Source organism: Algoriphagus sp., from assembly GCF_039969895.1.
Taxonomy (GTDB): Bacteria; Bacteroidota; Bacteroidia; order Cytophagales; family Cyclobacteriaceae; genus Algoriphagus.
The window spans coordinates 222907-242075 of the sequence record NZ_JBDVMZ010000006.1 but is presented as its reverse complement, the minus strand read 5'-3'; the positions used below and the strand labels follow the sequence as shown (position 1 = coordinate 242075).

At 40.6% G+C, this 19169-nt stretch carries 19 protein-coding genes; 7 read left to right on the top strand and 12 right to left on the bottom strand.

Going from position 1 to position 19169, the window contains the following annotated elements:
- Positions 1-106 precede the first annotated feature (106 nt).
- Positions 107-523 carry a hypothetical protein gene (locus ABJH64_RS03525; protein ID WP_348298964.1) on the bottom strand — a complete coding sequence of 139 codons (417 nt, stop codon included), beginning with the start codon at positions 521-523 and terminating at the stop codon, positions 107-109.
- A 746-nt stretch (positions 524-1269) separates the two neighbouring features.
- Between ABJH64_RS03525 and ABJH64_RS03520 the strand changes: the two genes are divergently transcribed.
- The 7 genes from ABJH64_RS03520 (at position 1270) to ABJH64_RS03490 (ending at position 11590) form a co-directional block, all read left to right on the top strand.
- On the top strand, positions 1270-5640 hold the full coding sequence (locus ABJH64_RS03520) for a CusA/CzcA family heavy metal efflux RND transporter (protein WP_348275416.1): 4371 nt from the start codon (positions 1270-1272) through the stop codon (positions 5638-5640).
- Positions 5641-5739: 99 nt separating this feature from the next.
- Positions 5740-6930 (top strand): efflux RND transporter periplasmic adaptor subunit, encoded by a 1191-nt coding sequence (locus tag ABJH64_RS03515; RefSeq protein WP_348275417.1) that lies wholly within the window; start codon positions 5740-5742, stop codon positions 6928-6930.
- 170 nt (positions 6931-7100) lie between these two features.
- Positions 7101-7514 (top strand): transcriptional repressor, encoded by a 414-nt coding sequence (locus ABJH64_RS03510; protein ID WP_348275418.1) that lies wholly within the window; start codon positions 7101-7103, stop codon positions 7512-7514.
- 570 nt (positions 7515-8084) lie between these two features.
- Complete coding sequence (locus tag ABJH64_RS03505) at positions 8085-8345, top strand: hypothetical protein (protein WP_348275419.1); 261 nt, start codon at positions 8085-8087, stop codon at positions 8343-8345.
- Between the two features lie 17 nt (positions 8346-8362).
- Positions 8363-8980, top strand: a complete 618-nt coding sequence (locus ABJH64_RS03500; protein WP_348275420.1) for a hypothetical protein — start codon at positions 8363-8365, stop codon at positions 8978-8980.
- A 10-nt stretch (positions 8981-8990) separates the two neighbouring features.
- Positions 8991-10955: a heavy metal translocating P-type ATPase gene (locus ABJH64_RS03495; protein WP_348275421.1), complete on the top strand. Its 1965-nt coding sequence runs from the start codon at positions 8991-8993 to the stop codon at positions 10953-10955.
- 191 nt (positions 10956-11146) lie between these two features.
- A complete protein-coding gene (locus tag ABJH64_RS03490) occupies positions 11147-11590 on the top strand; it encodes a cation diffusion facilitator family transporter (protein ID WP_348275422.1) in 444 nt (147 codons plus the stop codon).
- 201 nt (positions 11591-11791) lie between these two features.
- On the opposite strand, the gene ABJH64_RS03485 is transcribed toward ABJH64_RS03490, so the two are convergent.
- The 11 genes from ABJH64_RS03485 to ABJH64_RS03435 form a co-directional block, all read right to left on the bottom strand.
- Entirely contained in the window at positions 11792-12250 is a 459-nt protein-coding gene (locus ABJH64_RS03485; RefSeq protein WP_348275423.1) for a DUF1905 domain-containing protein, read from the bottom strand.
- Between the two features lie 2 nt (positions 12251-12252).
- Positions 12253-12921 carry a DUF2461 domain-containing protein gene (locus ABJH64_RS03480; RefSeq protein WP_348275424.1) on the bottom strand — a complete coding sequence of 223 codons (669 nt, stop codon included), beginning with the start codon at positions 12919-12921 and terminating at the stop codon, positions 12253-12255.
- Positions 12922-13433: 512 nt separating this feature from the next.
- Positions 13434-13934, bottom strand: a complete 501-nt coding sequence (locus ABJH64_RS03475) for a Fic family protein (RefSeq protein WP_348334460.1) — start codon at positions 13932-13934, stop codon at positions 13434-13436.
- A 47-nt stretch (positions 13935-13981) separates the two neighbouring features.
- Positions 13982-14086 (bottom strand): hypothetical protein, encoded by a 105-nt coding sequence (locus ABJH64_RS03470; RefSeq protein ID WP_348337614.1) that lies wholly within the window; start codon positions 14084-14086, stop codon positions 13982-13984.
- A 511-nt stretch (positions 14087-14597) separates the two neighbouring features.
- Positions 14598-15566: a zinc-binding dehydrogenase gene (locus ABJH64_RS03465; RefSeq protein ID WP_348334462.1), complete on the bottom strand. Its 969-nt coding sequence runs from the start codon at positions 15564-15566 to the stop codon at positions 14598-14600.
- 16 nt (positions 15567-15582) lie between these two features.
- The gene (locus tag ABJH64_RS03460; protein ID WP_348299264.1) at positions 15583-15801 is read right to left on the bottom strand and encodes a tautomerase family protein; all 219 of its coding nucleotides are present in this window, start codon (positions 15799-15801) and stop codon (positions 15583-15585) included.
- Positions 15802-15897: 96 nt separating this feature from the next.
- Positions 15898-16296: a cupin domain-containing protein gene (locus ABJH64_RS03455; protein ID WP_348299265.1), complete on the bottom strand. Its 399-nt coding sequence runs from the start codon at positions 16294-16296 to the stop codon at positions 15898-15900.
- A gap of 70 nt (positions 16297-16366) precedes the next feature.
- Positions 16367-17233 carry an alpha/beta hydrolase gene (locus tag ABJH64_RS03450; RefSeq protein ID WP_348299266.1) on the bottom strand — a complete coding sequence of 289 codons (867 nt, stop codon included), beginning with the start codon at positions 17231-17233 and terminating at the stop codon, positions 16367-16369.
- Between the two features lie 42 nt (positions 17234-17275).
- Complete coding sequence (locus ABJH64_RS03445; protein WP_348276303.1) at positions 17276-17815, bottom strand: hypothetical protein; 540 nt, start codon at positions 17813-17815, stop codon at positions 17276-17278.
- Between the two features lie 39 nt (positions 17816-17854).
- Positions 17855-18553 (bottom strand): hypothetical protein, encoded by a 699-nt coding sequence (locus ABJH64_RS03440; RefSeq protein ID WP_348276304.1) that lies wholly within the window; start codon positions 18551-18553, stop codon positions 17855-17857.
- A 23-nt stretch (positions 18554-18576) separates the two neighbouring features.
- Positions 18577-19098, bottom strand: coding sequence for a DinB family protein (locus ABJH64_RS03435; protein ID WP_348276305.1), 522 nt, complete (start codon positions 19096-19098; stop codon positions 18577-18579).
- Between the last annotated feature and the right edge of the window lie 71 nt (positions 19099-19169).

Below are 19169 nucleotides of genomic sequence, written 5' to 3'. Positions count from 1 at the left end.
AAGCATGAAATAATCCTAAGAAAATGGAATACTGGATAAACTTTGCTACAAGCAATTGAGCTCATAGAAAAAGGCGGTCTGCAAGACCTAAGTTTACCTATCCGGATTAAATCAAGAAAGATTGAAAAAGAACAGTATAGTCCTTATCAATCGCAGGGGGAGATATAAATACGTTGGAATATTCAGTTGAAGTAACTGGGTCAATTCCGAAAATAAATACTTGGGTGAAAGCTGCTACAAAAATAAGTTGGGCAGCGTCGAAGTGTATTACTTTAAGATTCTGATCACTGTCATTGTGAATGAGTTCAAAACTATTTTGGCAGCATTCATCAGCATTGCTTAAATCTCTTTGATCACTCGAAGGAGATTCCGGTTGATGTTTCATTCCGCAATCCAAATTTTTTGCTGAAAGGCCAATTGCATTTAACATCTCAGATCCCATGCATATATGGCTGCTCTTCGCCAAACCAATGTTTGCGAAAAGAAGTAAGAATGCTAAAACTATGGAAAATGATTTCTTCACTGTTACAATTATAGGCTTTTCACATGAGAATGAAAATAAATCCAATTGAATTCTAAAACACGTAATAATCCAGATAAGGTTACTGCTAATAAAAAAAAGACATAAAAAATTCCTCCCTTGCTCAGATTGGGGCGTAGCTATGCCCTTTCATTTGAATCTGGGTTTAGCGATTTTGTGCAATAGCCTTGCATTACTTTATTTCATAGATTTGCAGAATATGAAACTGATACGAAACAGATCTTTTATTGCTTTGCTCCTTTTGGGGATGCTATCAATGAATTTCGATCTATGTTGTCAGATTCAAAAAATCCCGTTTTTACTTTCACATTTTGGGGAGCATAAAGTTTTGCATGACGATTCCGTATTTGAATTCGTAGTAGAAGATTATATTGATCATGGATCAAACAATACCAGCCATGATGAAGAAAGTCATGAAAATTTACCTTTTCATGGAAATCATACCTGTTCACACGCTCCCATCTATTTCTCTTTAATAAATGATTTTTCTGTAGTCCGGTCTTTTAATGAAAAAGTAGAGGCAGCGACTTACTATACCTTTCTTTTTACTTCACCGGTTTTAGGTGAACTCTTTCAGCCTCCTCGGAGCTAAATTTCCTGTTTCACACCAGATTTACCCTTTTCGATCAGCTCTTTTCAATTGACTGATCAAGTCTGTTGTGGTCAGTTTATTCTAAGGGCACCCACCTGTGCCTATTTCCACTTTATTTCATAAAAATTATTTCCTTATGCTGGATAATATAATCCGGTTTTCAGTTAAAAATAAACTGATTATCGGGCTACTTACCATAGGATTGGTCATTGTGGGAGTGTATTCACTCACCAAGCTTCCCATCGATGCAGTTCCTGATATTACCAATAATCAAGTACAGGTAATCACTTCCTCTCCCTCTCTGGCTGCTGAGGAAGTTGAGCGCCTTATTACATTTCCCATTGAAATTACAATGGCCACAATTCCTGATATAGAAGAAATCCGAAGCTTTTCCCGTTTCGGACTATCGGTAGTTACTATTGTCTTTGAGGAAAATGTGGATGTCTATTGGGCAAGACAACAGGTCAATGAACGGATGTCCGAAGTCAAAGAACAAATTCCACCAGGTATTGGAGCTCCCGGAATGGCCCCTATCACCACAGGTCTAGGCGAAATTTATCAATACGTAGTCGGTGTGGAACCTGGCCATGAGGATAAGTACGATGCGAGAGAGCTCAGGACAATACAGGATTGGATTGTAAGAAGACAGCTACTCGGTACACCTGGTGTTGCTGATGTGAGCAGTTTCGGGGGATATCTCAAACAATACGAAATAGCGATTGAGCCAGACCGATTGAAATCCCTGAATGTCTCGATAGCAGATATTTTTAAGGCGCTTGAAGATAACAACGAAAATACCGGAGGTGCATACATTGAGAAAAACCTAACAGCCTTATTCATACGGAGCGAAGGACTTGTGGGATCTTTTGAAGATATCAATAATATCCCAGTGCGAGTAAACGAAAACGGGATTCCCGTTCTGATAAAAGATGTAGCCAAAGTCCAGCTGGGGAATGCTGTCCGCTATGGAGCGACTACCAGAAATGGTGAAGGTGAAGTAGTCAGTGCCATCGTAATGATGCTAAAAGGAGAAAATTCAGCAGAAGTCATTGACAATGTCAAAGCTAAAATCGATGAGATCAGAAAAACCCTTCCTGAGGGGGTTACCATTGAGCCTTTCCTAGACCGATCTAAGCTGGTTGATAACGCAATAGGGACTGTGAGCAAGAACCTCATCGAAGGAGCACTGATCGTTATTTTTGTCCTGTTGCTGTTACTGGGCAATCTTCGGGCGGGTTTGATTGTGGCTTCAGTGATTCCATTAGCCTTATTATTTGCTTTCACCCTGATGAATTTCTTTGGAGTTTCGGGTAACCTGATGAGTCTAGGCGCGATAGATTTCGGGCTGATTGTAGATGGGGCGGTGATCATTGTTGAGGCGACGTTACATCATCTTGGATTGGTTAAAAAGGATAGAAAGCTTACACAGCTAGAGATGGATGATGAGGTATTTCTCTCGGCCAGTAAGATCCGTAATTCTGCTGCTTTTGGAGAGATCATCATTCTTATCGTTTATCTGCCAATCCTAGCATTGGTCGGCACAGAAGGCAAAATGTTTAGACCTATGGCGCAGACAGTTGCCTTTGCAATTTTGGGAGCTTTTATTTTGTCTCTTACGTACGTGCCGATGATTTCAGCTCTTTTTCTGAGTAAAAAACTGAGCAACAAGCCCAATATCTCTGACAAAATCATGAATTTTTTCCATGGTTTCTACGATCCTTCCATCCGCTGGGCTATGCATCATAGAGGTATAATACTAAGTATCGCCTTGGTATTATTACTAGTTTCCGGATGGGTGTTTTCCCGGATGGGTGGAGAATTTATTCCAACTCTAGAGGAGGGGGATTTTGCAGTGGAAACACGTGTGGTTACCGGGTCATCACTTCAGAATACCATAAAGGCAGCGACGCAGGCAGAAAAGATACTCCTGGATCAATTTCCCGAAGTAGTGGAAGTAGTATCGAAAATTGGAGCCGGGGAAATCCCCACAGATCCTATGCCAGTGGAAGCTGCTGATATGATGATAGTCTTAAAAGATAAAGGTGAATGGACAACAGCATCCAACAGGGAAGATTTAGCGAATAAAATGTCCGAAGCCTTAGCTGTTTTACCGGGGGTGAACTTTGGTTTCCAGCAACCCATTCAAATGAGATTCAATGAGTTGATGTCCGGGGTCCGTCAAGATGTGGCAATTAAGATTTATGGAGAAGATCTGGATCAACTTTCCCAATATGCCAATCAGATAGGTCAGATAGCCAGAGGAGTGGAAGGAGCAGAAGATATTTATATAGAGGAAGTGACAGGAGTGCCGCAAATCGTCATCGACTATAAGCGGGCACAATTGGCAAAATATGGCTTAAGCATCAAAGAAGTAAACCGTTCGATTCAGGCCGCTTTTGCCGGGGCTTCCGCTGGGAAAGTTTACGAAGGTGAAAAGAGATTTGACCTTGTGATCAGACTTGACCAGACCAAAAGAAATGAACTGGAAGATGTCCGAAACCTTTTTATAGCCCGGGCAAATGGGGACCAGATCCCATTATATCAAGTTGCAGAAGTCTCCGTGAAAGAAGGCCCATACCAGATACAGCGGGATGATACCCAACGGAGAATTGTGGTGGCATTCAATGTAAGGAATCGGGATGTGGAAAGTATCGTCAATGAAATTGAAGCTAAAATTGACAATGCTGTGAATTTCGAAACGGGTTATTTTGTCACATTCGGCGGACAATTTGAGAATCTTATTGAGGCCAAAGCCCGACTGGGCATTGCTGTTCCTCTGGCGCTCTTACTCATCTTCGTTTTACTTTTCTTCACTTTCGGATCTATCAAACAAAGTGTATTGATATTTACTGCGATACCGCTTTCCGCCATTGGTGGGATCTTCGCTTTGACCCTACGTGGAATGCCTTTTAGTATTTCTGCAGGAATTGGGTTTATCGCACTTTTCGGTGTAGCGGTGCTCAATGGTATTGTGCTGATAGCTGAGTTTAACCATCTGAAAAAAGAAGGCATCACGGATATATTTGAGCGGATCTATTCAGGTACACGTACCAGACTAAGACCCGTGATTATGACCGCTTCTGTAGCATCCTTGGGCTTTTTGCCTATGGCACTCTCTTCTTCAAGTGGGGCAGAAGTTCAAAAACCACTGGCTACGGTAGTCATCGGTGGGCTAATCACTGCCACAATTCTGACTTTGGTGGTCCTGCCTGTTTTGTATTATTATTTTGAAAAAGGATTCAGAAAACCCACCCGAAAAGTAGGATTGCTCGCCATCACATTGCTGGCTGTTTTAAGTATCCCAACTTTTGCTCAGGAAACTCAAGGAATTTCTTCCCTGGATCAGGCAATAGAGCTGGCGCTGGAAAACAATCCCAACGTAAAAGCAGAATCGCTCAGGTTGGAGCAGCAGCGGGCTTTAAAGGGGGCTAGCTGGAATATTGGCAAAACTGCTGTGGATATGGAGTATGGTCAGACCAACAGCGCATTTACCAACGATTCCCGCTTTTCGGTTTCACAAACCTTTGAATTTCCGACTACTTATAGCAGACAAAATGGACTGGCTGAGGCCAAAGTAACTTCAGGTGAATTGGCCGTTGAAATGAGTAAAAATGAACTTATAAAAGCTGTAAAGTCAACATGGTATGCGTTATGGGCAGCAAAGGAAAAGGGAAATCTGCTCCTCAGACAGGATAGTATTTATTCCAGGTTTGCATCAGCTGCCACCCTACGCTTTGAGGCAGGGGAAACCAACCTGCTTGAAAAGGCAACTGCCGAAGCACAGGTGGCTGAAATTGATGCATTATTGGCACAGAATCGGGCAGATGTTGAGATTAACTTGAGAAGGCTGAAAATGCTTTTAAACTCAGATGCTGCTATCGAACCTAATTTGGGTAAGCTTGAGCAAAAGCTTTCTGAGGTGTCCTTAACTTCATTTAGCGTGGATGGTAATCCTACATTAACCTGGGTTCAGCAGCAGATTGCAATTGCAGAAAAGGAAAAGTCAGTGGAAAAATCACGGTTGATGCCTGATATTAAACTGGGGTATTTCAATCAATCCTTCAATGGCCCGGGTGAAACTATGGCCGGAAATCCGGAATTCTTCACCTCTAAAGATCGATTCGATGGTTTTCAGGTTGGGTTGGCAATTCCGATTTTCAGCCTGAAATCGCAGTCCGCAACCATTAAATCCAAATCCATAAGGATAGCTGAAGCTGAACAGGAGGAGGAGGCATTTACCAACGAGCTTGAAAATCACTTGGCTTCTTTACTTCTGGATTACGAAAAATACCAGACAAGTTTGGCTTTTTATGAATCGAATGCCCTGCCACAGGCTGAACTCATTCTAAATCAATCTCAAAGGGGCTTCCAGAGCGGTGCAATCGGTTATGTGGAATATACTCAAGGGTTAAACAGAAGTTTATCAGTAAGTTTTGATTATCTGGATTTGCTCGACAAATCCAATCAGACACTCATTCAGATTGAATTCATATCTGGTATCAATTAAAATGAAAAATATGAAATCGAGCATGACTAAAAAGTCACATAGAAGAATGAGTTTAAACGTTTCATGATTCCATAATACCATTTCTAAAAATCTTATAAAATGAAAAAATATATCATAAAAAGCCTACTTGCCTTGACAATAACAGGCTTTATAGCTTCTTGTAATTCCAAGGTTGAAAGTGTTGAGGTTCAGGGAGAGCACGAAGAAAATGAATCCAGGGTAGAACTGTCTCAAGCGCAATATGAGGTGACAGGGATCGAGCTGGGTAAATTGGAATTCAAGGAAATTGGAAGTGAACTTATGGTGAATGGGATGATTGATGTCCCACCGCAAAATAACATTTCCATTACCATGCCTTATGGAGGTTTTGTGAAAAACACCACACTTCTTCCCGGTGATGTTGTGAAAAAAGGACAGCTGCTTGTATCCATTGAAAACCCTGATTTCATTCAGTTTCAGCAGGAATATTTAGAAAGCCTGGCTAACAGTTCCTTTTTAAAATCTGAGTACGAGCGTCAGGAGAAATTGTATGGTGAACAAGTGGCTTCCGGAAAAACCTTTGAAGAATCAAGAAGTAATTTTCTGGCCAATGAAGCAAGGATAAAGACATCCAGGGCGAAATTAAAAATGATCGGATTTGATCCCGAGAAAGTGGAAACAGGAGAGATTAAATCCGTGGTAAACATCTATTCGCCTGTATCCGGATCGGTGCTGGATGTTTATACCAATATTGGTAAATACGTCAGTCCGCAGGATGTAATCATGGATTTAACCAATTCAGATGATTTGCATGTGGAGCTTTCTGTCTATGAAAATGATATTCCTAAAATTAAAAAGGATCAACGCATCAAATTCAACATTGCCAATACGGATGAAGAATGGAGAGAGGCGCATGTGTTTTTGGTAGGTAAAGGAGTCAGAAAAGATAGATCAGTGACGGTTCATGGTCATTTTGACAGCAAGAATACTGATTTGCTCCCAGGAATGTATGTGACTGCCAAAATAGAAATCGCTACGGAAAAAGCGTTGGTAGCACCAGATGATGCTGTAGTACGATTTGGTGAGAAGCATTTTATTTTTTCCTACTTGGGGGAGCGGGATGAAAATGGACAGCCAGCTTATGATTATGAGATGATAGAAGTAATGATGGGGAATAAAGAAGATGGGTTCACTCAGGTTACATTATTGGATTCCGCTAGAAACTATGAGGAAATCAAGCTGGTGACAGAAGGGGCTTTTACACTGCTTTCCAAAGCTAAAAACAGCGAAGAAGAAGGTGGACATCATTGACCAGAAATTACATAGTAATACAAATAATTGCTATTGGACTGAATTGAAAAACAAAAGGAATTATCAAACAAGATCTGGGATAATGTGCCCGGCATAGCCGGTGTTCTCTAATATTTAGCAGCTATTTTGAAAAGAAACTGAAAAATGACCGAAAAGGTCAACAAACACATATGTTCCAAGAAACTGAACGCATTCTACAAAAGAAAAAGCTCCGCCCGACCACTATGCGATTGTTGGTGCTTGAAGCTTTATTGGATCAGAAAACTGCTACAAGTCTTTCTGATCTGGAAAAATCATTTGAAAAGTCTGACAGGGTAACACTTTTCCGTACTCTGAAGACATTCCAGGAAAATGGACTGGTGCATGGCATAGACGATGGTACTGGGGTACCTAAATATGCCCTTTGTGAAGAAGGATGCGAATGCGATATAAATAGAGATCTGCATGTCCATTTTCATTGCAGAATATGCAATGAGACCTTCTGTCTCCCAAACTATAAAATTCCGGAAATTGATTTACCGAAGGAATTCAGGTCTGAAGAAGCAAATCTGGTTGTAAAGGGTGTCTGTGGGAAATGTATATAGGTTATTCAGTTAACTATATTTATAAATAGATTGGAGGGTGCCCTTTTGGAGTCACTACTAACAGGTACTGAATGAGCTTGAGAAATCAGTTGGAATGGCCACCTATGCCTACATATTAATTAGGAAGATGTTTACAGTAGAACAGTTGTAAAGACTAAGCAAGGAGATTATTTTATTTATTGCTCTTTGCCCTGCATCCCTAAACAGATCAGCGACATAGGTGCCTGATGTTAAAAACTATGCTGGAAATTTGGGGGTGCCGAACGTAAGGTAATGTGCCCTCTTTGGTTTTTTTATTTCTGTTCCGCTATGGGACTGATACTTTATAATAACAAGTAGGTTACATTCTAAGTCTTGCTGTTAATTCCTTTGGACTTCAGGTCTTGCTTATTTAGCATTTATAAATGCAATTCCTGTGCATTCAATTAAGCAGTAATTTAGCATCATTCAGTCTGTTAAGGCAAAGTGTCTTGAAGTCAGACCTGATTTCAAATACTTTCATTATTTTCTATCAATTAAATGGGCAATAAGAATGACACGTTAAGTTGCAGGCTCACATTTCCGGAATTAATGGAAAGAAAAGCCACCGTTATAGGTAGCCTTAAGCAGTTGCTCTTGGAAAGGCAGGCAATCCACAACGGGTTCAGGTATAGGTTTTATGGTTCTGATGAATTACTAGATCTGCTTATTACTTTCATCAAAACCGAAAGATTGTGCAGTGGGTTTTTCAAATTTAAAATTATGGTTTCCGGCGGGGAGTCACCTGTTTGGCTGGAACTGTCAGGACCGGAAGGTGTAAAAGAATTTATTCTCAATGAAATCGGGCTTTAAGTTGACTTAAACAAACCATGGTAACACTTTTCACCGGTACGTTATTGCTCAGCCTTCTTCATGGTCTCATACCAAGCCATTGGATCCCAGTATTGGCACTGAAAGAAAAATTTGCATGGCCTGCCGAAAAAACTATTCGTGTGGCAATGTGGGCTGCCTTGGCGCACTCCTTAAGTACATTCATGTTGGGAGTATTGCTCGGCTTGTCCAGTTTGTCATTGGCAGATAATTTAACCAACTATACCCGTTGGGCTGTTCCGGTATTGCTAGTCATGCTTGGAATTTATTTTGTTGTCCAGCACCATAGGCACCAACACTTTCATGTCCAGGAAAAACAAAAGCTGGAAAAAGCAGGGCGTGGACAAGTGATCACCTTGCTCCTATTCGTGATGTTCCTGTCCCCCTGTCTAGAAATTGAGGCTTATTTTATAATAGCAGGGACCTATGGCTGGGAAGCAATCCTTGGAATAGGACTTTTATACAGCCTGATATCCGTTGCGGGAATCACCCTTTGGGTCGCATTGGCGCAGAAAGGCTTGCACAGATTCAATTGGCACAGACTGGAGCACAACTCAGGGCTGATCTCGGGGGCAGTCCTAATCATCACCGGTATCATATCAATCTTTACCCATTAAAACATTGGAAATGGCACAAAAAAAAAATATAAGACAAGATGAAAATCTGGAGCTGGACAAACTGGAAAAAGTAGCTGGGCAGCCTAAAATGAAAGATACACATAACCATGGTAAAGAAGATACTGGATGGAAAGCACATTGGGATTTGCTCTTCGCCCTGGTACTCCTTGTGACATTGCTGGTTTTGGAATATGGTTTTAATCTTAATATTCCCGACATTCCTTTACTTGCCGTTAACCTTGTAGCTTACTTTCTTGCTGGTAGAACGGTATTGCATCTTGCTTGGAGAAAGTCCAAAAGAGGTGATTTTTTTAATGAATTTGTCTTGATGAGTGTAGCCACAATAGGTGCATTTATCATTGGTGAGTATGAAGAGGGGGTGGCTGTAATGGTATTCTATCAGATAGGTGAGTGGTTCCAAGACTCGGCAGTGAATAGGGCAAAGAGAAGTATAAAAGCATTGTTGGACATAAGGCCGGATGAAGTAACTGTGTTGCGGAATGGTAAGGCCCATGTTAGCAATCCCGCGGAAGTAGAATTAGGAGAAAGTATTCAGGTTAAACCTGGTGAAAAAGTAGCGCTGGATGGAGAGCTTGTCTCCGTGACCGCTTCGTTTAATACAGCCGCGTTGACTGGGGAAAGCAAACCTGATACAAAATACAAAGGCGAACAGGTGCTGGCAGGAATGATCAACTTGAATACCCTTGTTGAAGTGAAGGTAACGGCACTTTTCAGGGATAGTAAGCTCAGTAAAATCCTTGAAATGGTTCAGGATGCAACGGCACGAAAATCTCAGACACAGCTTTTTATTTCGCGGTTTGCCAAAATTTATACGCCCATCGTGTTTTTCTTAGCCCTTGCACTTTGTTTATTACCTTATTTTTTTGTCACTGACTACGTTTTCAGAGAATGGTTTTATAGATCCTTGGTATTCCTGGTGATCAGTTGTCCCTGTGCACTGGTTGTTTCAATACCTTTGGGCTATTTTGGGGGTATTGGCCTGGCCTCAAGGAATGGGATACTATTCAAGGGCGGAAATTACCTGGACGTAATGACCCAGGTTAAAACCGTGGTTATGGACAAAACAGGCACATTAACAAAAGGAGTATTTAAAGTTCAGCATGTAGTAACCCAGGAATTAGAAAAAGACGAACTGATAAAAATAGCAGCAGCACTGGAAAAAAACTCCACACATCCCATTGCTAAGGCAGTAACAGACTATGCAAATAAAGATTACGAAAGTTTACATGTCACTGATATTGAAGAGGTAGCGGGTCATGGGTTAAAAGGAACGGTGGATGGCAAAGATGTGCTGGCAGGAAATCTGAAATTATTAAAGAAATATGGTGTCGCATATCCGGAAGAGGCAGAGAGGGTAACCGACACGATTGTTGTGGTGGCCATTGATCAAAAATACAGCGGCTACATCACCATTGCCGATGAAATAAAAGAAGATGCCTATCAGGCTATCAAGGAGATGCACAACTTAAATATTAAAACAGTAATGCTTTCTGGTGATAAGCAAACCGTAGTAGATCAGGTAGCGAAATTGTTAGGCATTGATGATGCTTTTGGTGGACTGCTTCCGGACGGGAAAGTAGATAAAGTTGAAAATCTCAAAAAAGAAGGACACAAACTGGCTTTTGTCGGAGATGGTGTCAACGATGCACCCGTTATCGCCCTGGCTGATGTTGGTATTGCAATGGGCGGTCTGGGCAGCGATGCAACCATAGAAACAGCTGATGTGGTCATTCAAAATGACAAGCCTTCCAAAATACCAGTAGCTATAAAGGTAGGAAAAGTGACCCGCAACATTGTCTGGCAGAATATCATATTGGCAATGGCTGTTAAAGTGGTTGTTCTTGCATTGGGGGCCGGAGGTGTTGCTTCATTATGGGAAGCCGTAATAGCTGATGTTGGTGTGGCTTTGCTGGCAATTTTAAATGCTGTAAGAATACAACAAAAGAAACTTTAATGCCATTAATTTTTTTATTGATATAGATATGGGAAAGAAAGGCATAAGGGACTTATGTAGTGGCTAGGTTAGGTCAAAGGTGAGGGAAAAAAAGTGGTCTTTATTGCGCTTTTTTTATCTGCTGGAGTCTATATTTTGATATTTCAGAAAAATAAACTGGATTCAAGTAGATCATAAATAACAGCTAAGCAGTGGCAAAAAAAGATAATAGTATTAGGACGGCCTTTTTCTTGAATCTAGCCTTTACGGTGTTAGAAGTTACAGGTGGTTTGATTTCGGGCAGTATCGCAATTTGGGCAGACTCTCTCCTTGATTTTGCAGATAGCCTTTCACTGGGTGCAGGCTGGTACTTCGAAAAGAAATCCAAGAAAGGCAGTACCGATAAATATTCTTATGGATATGCCCGGTTTTCTTTATTGGGTGCAATGATAAACGCGGTGACATTATTACTCGGATCAATTTATATAGTTTATGCATCTGTTGACCGCATAATAAATCCACAGACACCTGATGCATATTGGATGCTTGGCATTTCATTTTTGGGTATAGCCTTAAATGGGATCGGTGTTTGGAAGTTGAAATCCGGTAAATCAATGAACAAACAGGTAATGATGATTCTTTTGCTGGCCAGGTAAAAAGCGCGATCAAAAGGCAATTCCAACCACTTCAATTGCTACAAACTAGCATTTTGTAAGTTGATAAGTCAGAACATTCTAAGTGTCACCATGCGTCGAAAAAAAGATGTGGGAAAGACAATTTTGACCCTAATACCTTGTCTTCATGACTTTGTATTTTATGTAAACTGAAGTTTTATTGCCTCTGCATACTTTATTATGCTAGTCAAGTAATTGATTGATATGGTGGGTTATTCGCTCAATTTGTTTAGCCTCTGTTTTTTTTGAAGTGATATCAGAAATAATTTCTTCCTGCCCTTCCTTGCTCAAGGATTTGAACGATTTCAGAACTTCCGCGTCTTCAAAACATTTGATAACATCTGACTTAGTGCTACCACTGTCATGGGAATGAAGAAATAATGTCACCGAAACGGTATCCCCACCGGTTTTACCGATTGATTTTCTGATTTCTTTGTTAATCGAAATTATTTTATCCTCGTGTTTTCTGGGAGCCAGATTCATTTCTTTCAACTCGTAATCGTCAATCATTCCCGACACTTTTAGCGAACCCCAAGTTCCTTCAATATCCGCTGTATTGGGAATCACGATATGATAGGTCCACGCACCTTTACCGGGAACATGATGCAAAATCAGCTTTTTATTTTTTAATAATTCTCTCATGTTCAGTTTTGAATAGCATTAACGAATTGATTGAGATGCTGACAAGCCTTAAAATTTTCAACTATAGTATTATAGTTTTCTTTCCGAAGGAAAAAAGTATCTGGATAATAGTTTCTGACAAAGAAACCTTTCATTTTCAAATAATCCTTTGCAGGACTATCGATATCGAAACCTTTAGGGACTTTCTGAAGACTTTCTTGCGAGACAACCCCATCAGGGAAAGCTTTAAGCAAGTTGCTGTCCTGGACAATCTTCGTCCAATCTTCGAAATTGTAATCAATTTCCTGACGGATCTTCTTCAACAGCTCAGGTACTGGCTGAAAAGCACCTGCTCCAATATAGCATTCACCAGGATTCATTACGATAAAATACCCAGCCTTACCACTTTTGCGTCCACCTTCATTAATTATAGAGTAGAGATAGGTTTTATAAGGTGATTTATCCTTTGTGAATCGTAAATCGCGATTTAATCTGGGAATACAATCTTTTCCTTGCAAATCTGACATGGCAATGGACTTATCGAAAGCTGAGATAGAGTCGATGAGATTTTGATTAAAAAGCGCGAAATCCTCCATAGTTTCATTGTAATCCGATCGGTGCTGATCGAGCCATTCTTTGTTGTTATTTCCGGCCAGGCCAGTAAGAAAATCGAAACTTGACTTTTTGAGCATATGTTTTTAATTACTGGTTAAACCTTGATAAGTGCCTGTTTTTCTGAAAATAAACAGGCAAATAAAAGAAATAAACAAATTTTGGCAACTCCTTGATTTGCTTAAAGTCACGTATTTATCAATGCCCTTTGTTGCTCACCTTCCATGCTCTCAAAAGCAATAAATTCATATTTTAACCAGAAGATTTTAGCCTTGGTGGCATGGTCGAAAAAAAGCAGAAAAAACGTAATTCATTGATACAATACTTCAAAACAACAGACCAACGTCCAAAGTGTTTTCGTCCCCAGCTGCTTTTTCTTCAACTTAGCTACCCCGGTTGATACCATCTTCAATGACTTTTCAACCGCTGATTTATAAACTATCTCACTGAGTATGTTTATAACCTAAATCGAAGATAGTTTGGAGATCGGCTACCTAACGACTAATTATTGCGTGAATTTATCACTACGTTCAGTAATGTGGGTCCACATCAATTATTTTGTTGACAAATCCCGGCCATCCATCTATAATTATTAATTCCTATTTAATACACTGATCACTAATTTCTTCACGGTATCCATCTCCTCAGGTTTGCTGGAAGCAATGAACAAGGTCAGGCTTGCCAATGCATCATTGCTGATGATAGAATGGCCTTCACTATTATGTAATAGATCATTTGACTGCAAAAAGAGAAGGAAGCAAGCGGCGGCAATCCGTTTGTTGCCGTCAACAAACCCGTGATTTTTAACGACCAGGTATAGAAGAGTAGCGGCTTTTTCTTCAAGGGTCGGATAGAAATCCTCGTCACCGAAACCTTTACTAATCTGCCCAATTGCACTTTCAAAGCTTCCGTCTTTTTCCTTTCCAAACACACCAGATTCAAAATCTGATTTCATCGATTGAATTACTTCTTTGTAATCAGTCAACTCTGGATAATATGCCTGTCTTTTATTTAAGCCTTTTTTATCCAAATTCTCATGATCATAATCATCGAGCAACTCCAATCCTTTGGCAAAATGATTGAGCCAGTCCAAATTCTGATCTGGTGCCTCTTGCTCAATTGCCCTGCTTAAATTCGAATTCAGTCTTTCAGGGTCTGGACTTCTTGTTGTTTCTGAGAAAGCCTTGCCTCATTTATAGCATAGTCTTGAGCGAGAAAGTTTTTTAATCTTTGAGTAGCCCAGATTTTAAATTGCGTGCCTTGTTTTGAATTTACCCGATACCCCAGATAAAATGAGATCGAGATTATAATGCATTCTATCTCTTTCTACTGCTCTATTGCCTTCCATTTGAACTGTTCGGAAACTCCGAACAGTTGAGTCTTAATCTAGGTCATCAGATTCGAAAATGTGTTTGATATGTTCACTGATGTTTGGTTTCCTGGATTTAAAAGCTCTACTAGCTGGCTGTTCGTCAATATGGTAGTTTCATTCTCAAATCTTATCTCAATTTGAGTCTGTTGTATTCATTTGCAAAATGATGCTTAAGATTATATGCGTTTTCAAATAGCTTCAAACATCCAACTCAAAATGGAATTTGAGTGATGGCCGAAAAACCTGCGGGTTGGGTCATTTCAGTGATTTGATAATAATCGTATAAATTGGACGAAAGCATTTTGTTATCAAGCCGTCGTTTACATCATGGAGAAAGATTACTTTCCTACTTTAGGTTAGTGAAATTGAATACATAATCCTGGCTTATTCGGTAATGACTACAATCTTTCCACTTCCATGATTACTTTCCATAAAATCATGGGCTTTCCTAATGTTCTCCAGATGAAAAACTTTTGAGATTACCGGAGCTATTTTCCGGTTTTCGATTAGAAGGATGAAATCCTGAAATTCTTTTGAACCAACCCTACTTTGTCCACTGTCATAAACGGTAAGATAAGTGCCTGAGGAAATGAAATCCATAGGGGCAAAATCAGAAATGGACCATTGCTCTGAAAGCATTCCCGTCATACATACTATTCCCCGGGGTTGTAAGCATGCCAATGAATCCTTCAATGTAGGGGTTCCTATCAACTCCAGGACTTTATTGATTTTTACCCCTGAGGATTTGACTTGATCCACTAAGTTGCCGTCATCAAGGTAGAAGTGCGTTGCTCCATTTTGAAGCATAAAGCCTTCCGCATTTGGATTTCTAGAGGTACTACAAACAGTGGTGCCGAAATTACTGGCGAGTTGTGATGCTAAAATACCGACAGAGGATGTTCCGCCTCTAATTAGTAAGGTGTCTGTCGCTTTCAATGCCAGTGAATGGAAAAGGGAACCATAAGCGGTCTGGAACATTTCAGGCAGACTTCCCAGCACATGCCATTCTAGTGTGCTTTCAAACGGCAAGACAATTCTCCTCGGGACCAATACAAATTCTGCATAACTCCCATCAAAATCCCTTCCCATACCTCCCATAAATGCGGCGACTTTTTGCCCTGGAAGAAATTGACCGGAAGGATCTTTTTCTATTTCTCCCACACATTCAATCCCCAACACTCGTGGGAACTGAACATTGGGAGAGTACCCCTTTCGGGTCATTAACTCGGAACGGTTCAGGCCAAATGCCTTGACTTTAATAAGAACCTGATCAAATAGGGGCTCAGGGATGGGGCGTTGTAGAATAATGAAATTATCTGTTCCTCCTGCTTCTTTTAAAACAACTGCGCGCATGTTGGTTTATTTTCGATTAATAACCGGGTTTTTTATACAGGTTGTCCAATTCAGGTTTGATTTCTTTATCATATACTGTTTCCATCCAATCTGATTCCTGTACATCAGTAATGGAAATTGATACAAATTCTTCAGGCTTGCCTGTTGTTCTGATGATGGCTTTTACGATTTCCTGTGTAAGATTTACTTTTTCTTCTTCAGAAATTGGGTAGGTTTTAATAGTTACGTGTGGCATGGTATAGTTTAATTTATTAAGCTCAGATCTTGCGAATAAAGCGGTTCTCAATTGATTTATTTTGTTTGGTGGAAATCAGGTCAGTTGATTTAATTTTCAGCGATCTGGTTTATTTATGGACAACGGTTTATCATCTCCGCCAAGGTAAACGGCCAACACTATCAAGTCCTGATCCGTTTTATTGACTCCTTGATGGTACGTACCAAATGATTCTGCAAAGCATTGACCGGTAGAATATTCAGTCGGTTCCATTCCTTCAATTTCCACCGTCAGGGTTCCGCTGATCACATAGGAAAACACAGGGATTTCATGGGTATGCCAACCTGTAGAACTGCCTGCAGGAAAGGTGATTTTACGCATACTTACCTGTGCATTGTCAACATTCGGAAAGTCAATTTTCTGACCGATGCTATTTCTATCTGCGGATAAAAGTTCTTCAACAAGTAGGTTATCTGAATATTGGGCATTTGCGCCAAAACTGAGTAGTAATGCCATGAATGCTAAAATTTTATTCTTCATATTAATTGAATCTTTCGGTTCGAGTTGAGGTCGAAAAACAAAATTCCTATTCCTCCAAAAATGGTTTCATACTTGCCCATACTGCTGAAAAGTTTTCATTGAAAACAACATGACCGGTATTGGGTACAATGCTTAACTGGCTGTCAGGAATCATCAAGTAAGCGGTAATGATCGTTTGAAGTGGCGCATTACCATCTTTTTCTCCGGCCATTACCAGCACAGGACATTGAATTTTATTGAATAACTCTTTGCTGAACGAGGTACTATTGTAAAAAGCAGCCATTCGGTCTCCCATTTCTTTTAACCGTTCAGGCTCTGGCATAAGGACTAATTGCTGCTCTTTAAATACGGGATCCAACCCGTAAAGCTCAGGAAGGTCCATTGAGATTTTACGTAATTCCGGGGTTTCCTCACCTGCTCCGATTGCAATGAGCTTAATGATTTTTTCAGGATAGGTGGATGCAAAACTAAACCCGCTATATGCCCCATCACTGAAACCAAGTACTATTACCTTATCCAGCTTTTCAGCATTTACGACAGCTAGGATATCGTTCGCTTTTTGAACCACAGTTGTCGGACCGTTTCCCAGCCCAGACTTTCCATGTCCCCGCGTGGATATAGCAATTACCTGGAAATTTTGGGACAGGCTGTCGATGAACTGATGCATCTCATAAATGGAACCGACGCCCCCTCCATGAAGGATAACCAAGGGAATTCCGGTCCCATAGATCTCATAATAGAGTTTGGCATCACCTACATCAACAAATTTCCCAGCTGTCTGATTTACGCCATAAGGGACTCCACCTGCCTGCATTGGATCTCCCATAAATGACTTGATACTATTTTTCTCCATTTGCTGACCTATGGACGGCAAACTAATGAGGGAGATAAGTATTCCGAATAATATTTTCATTGTTAAGATCTAAAGTTTTTGAAATCCCAAAACCGAAATAGCCTATTCATGCAACCAATTCTTAAAAAGGTTGTGTATAAATGGCATAACCAGAAAAATCATAAATCCTGATATCATCACAGCACTGATAATTCCCGTAAAAAAATACAGCGGTATTATCCCGGCCATTCCGGATACCAACCATGGTATGACAAGAGTCAATGGATATACCGCAATAAAGGTGACAGCCCATTGTTTCCATTTTTTAGTCCCTTCAAATATTCTGTACCAGAATATAGTTTCATCGTGGATTACTTCCTGTCTTTCCGTCAACCAAGAACTTTCAGAACCATTGAAAATTTCTTTTCTGGAATTAGAATGAAGCCATGCCTTTATATAAGCTTCACAGTCGAACCGAATCATAACATGGACAAAACCATAGTCGCCAACCTGCTTCAAAAAAGAGATCGCTACAAACCCTTTAAATGTTTTAATAAGATCAACGGCTTTCTGTTTCCATTTGTCAAAATCCAAATCTGCACTTTCTGCAACTTTGAAACGGACCAACAGTAAGCTTTCGCTATGATTTTGGTGAGTATTCATAAATTTAATTTTTAAGAATCCACTGCACTTCGTCATTTCTCAAGGGTTGATTATTAGATCTTTGAAATAGCCTATTGTCCCGATATCCACCCATAGTCCAATACTTCCTGATGTGGAATCACCCAATAAATCAGCTACTACAAAGGCGGCTGATTCCTGATCATTCAGGTATAAATAGGCCTTTTGGTCCCGAAATTCGATCCTGAAAGTGATCCATTCCTCCAGTCCTACATCTGCATAGGTTTCATACCTTCCCTGGAATGCCGGCGAGCGCAGTTTTTGAAACTTGTAGTCAGGATAGGCAAAGTATTGTACCGTGTGATTTCTGGCCAGTTGATTTTCGGAACGGCCGACTCTCGGTCTCAGGTAAATCGATTCAAACCGGGAATTGTCTTCACTGATACGGAATGCTAATCCTATAAATCCCTGAGCAGCCTGAAATGGTGAAGGGTTCTGGATCTTGGACAACAGTTTGACTTCCACTGAACCATTTTCCATATCCAGTTCTATTAGTTTGACATAGGTGGGTTCATCTACCGTTGCTTCCAGCTGCCCTTCATCAAATGACAATGCTTCCAGATCACGCTCGACTTTTAAAACTTCCTCACCATTCAATTTTTCCACTGAGGCTTTGACATTTGAGAGTTCAAATTCCTTCCCCTCGAACTCGATGGTTTGGGCCTGGACTCCATAGATCATGGAGAACAGGCCTAATAGGGTCAGTTTCATTTTATTCATTCCAAGGAGATTAACTTATACGATCAGAATAATTTCTCATTGGGAGGTGTTGTACCTGCCAACCGCAGATAGACTGTAGTTTGTCCTCTGTGGTGAGTTTGGTGTTCAAAGCATTTGGCAATTGCCGCCCCTTTGCTCATTTCAAATTGACCGAACAATTGGGTCATTTCATCCAGTTGGGAAGGAGTAAGGGTTTTGATACTGCTGATCACAAAGTCATAACCGGCAGTTACTTGTTTGATGACACTTTCCTTGGATTGATCTTCGGATTTTTCGCTCGCTCCCATATTTACGGGACTTTCCACCCCAGTGGCGGCAGAAACAAACCCATAATTCGCATCAGTCAGGTGTAGCATTTGCTGGGCAAAAGTCCGCATCTCAGGCGTTGGCTTTAGCTTATATTGATCCGCCGGCATGGCCTCAAGAAATTCCAGGGTATATGCTCTGGCACGTTCCCAGTCTTTGACCAGGTTATCAACGGGTGTTTGGGCATGTGCAAAAATGCTGATGCCAAAAAGCAGGCAAAGGGTAGCTAGCGTTTTCATAAGTTTTTTGGTTTGCTTGAAAATAATGACACAAATATCCCGCTTGATCCCTGGACCAACCCTTAATCTAC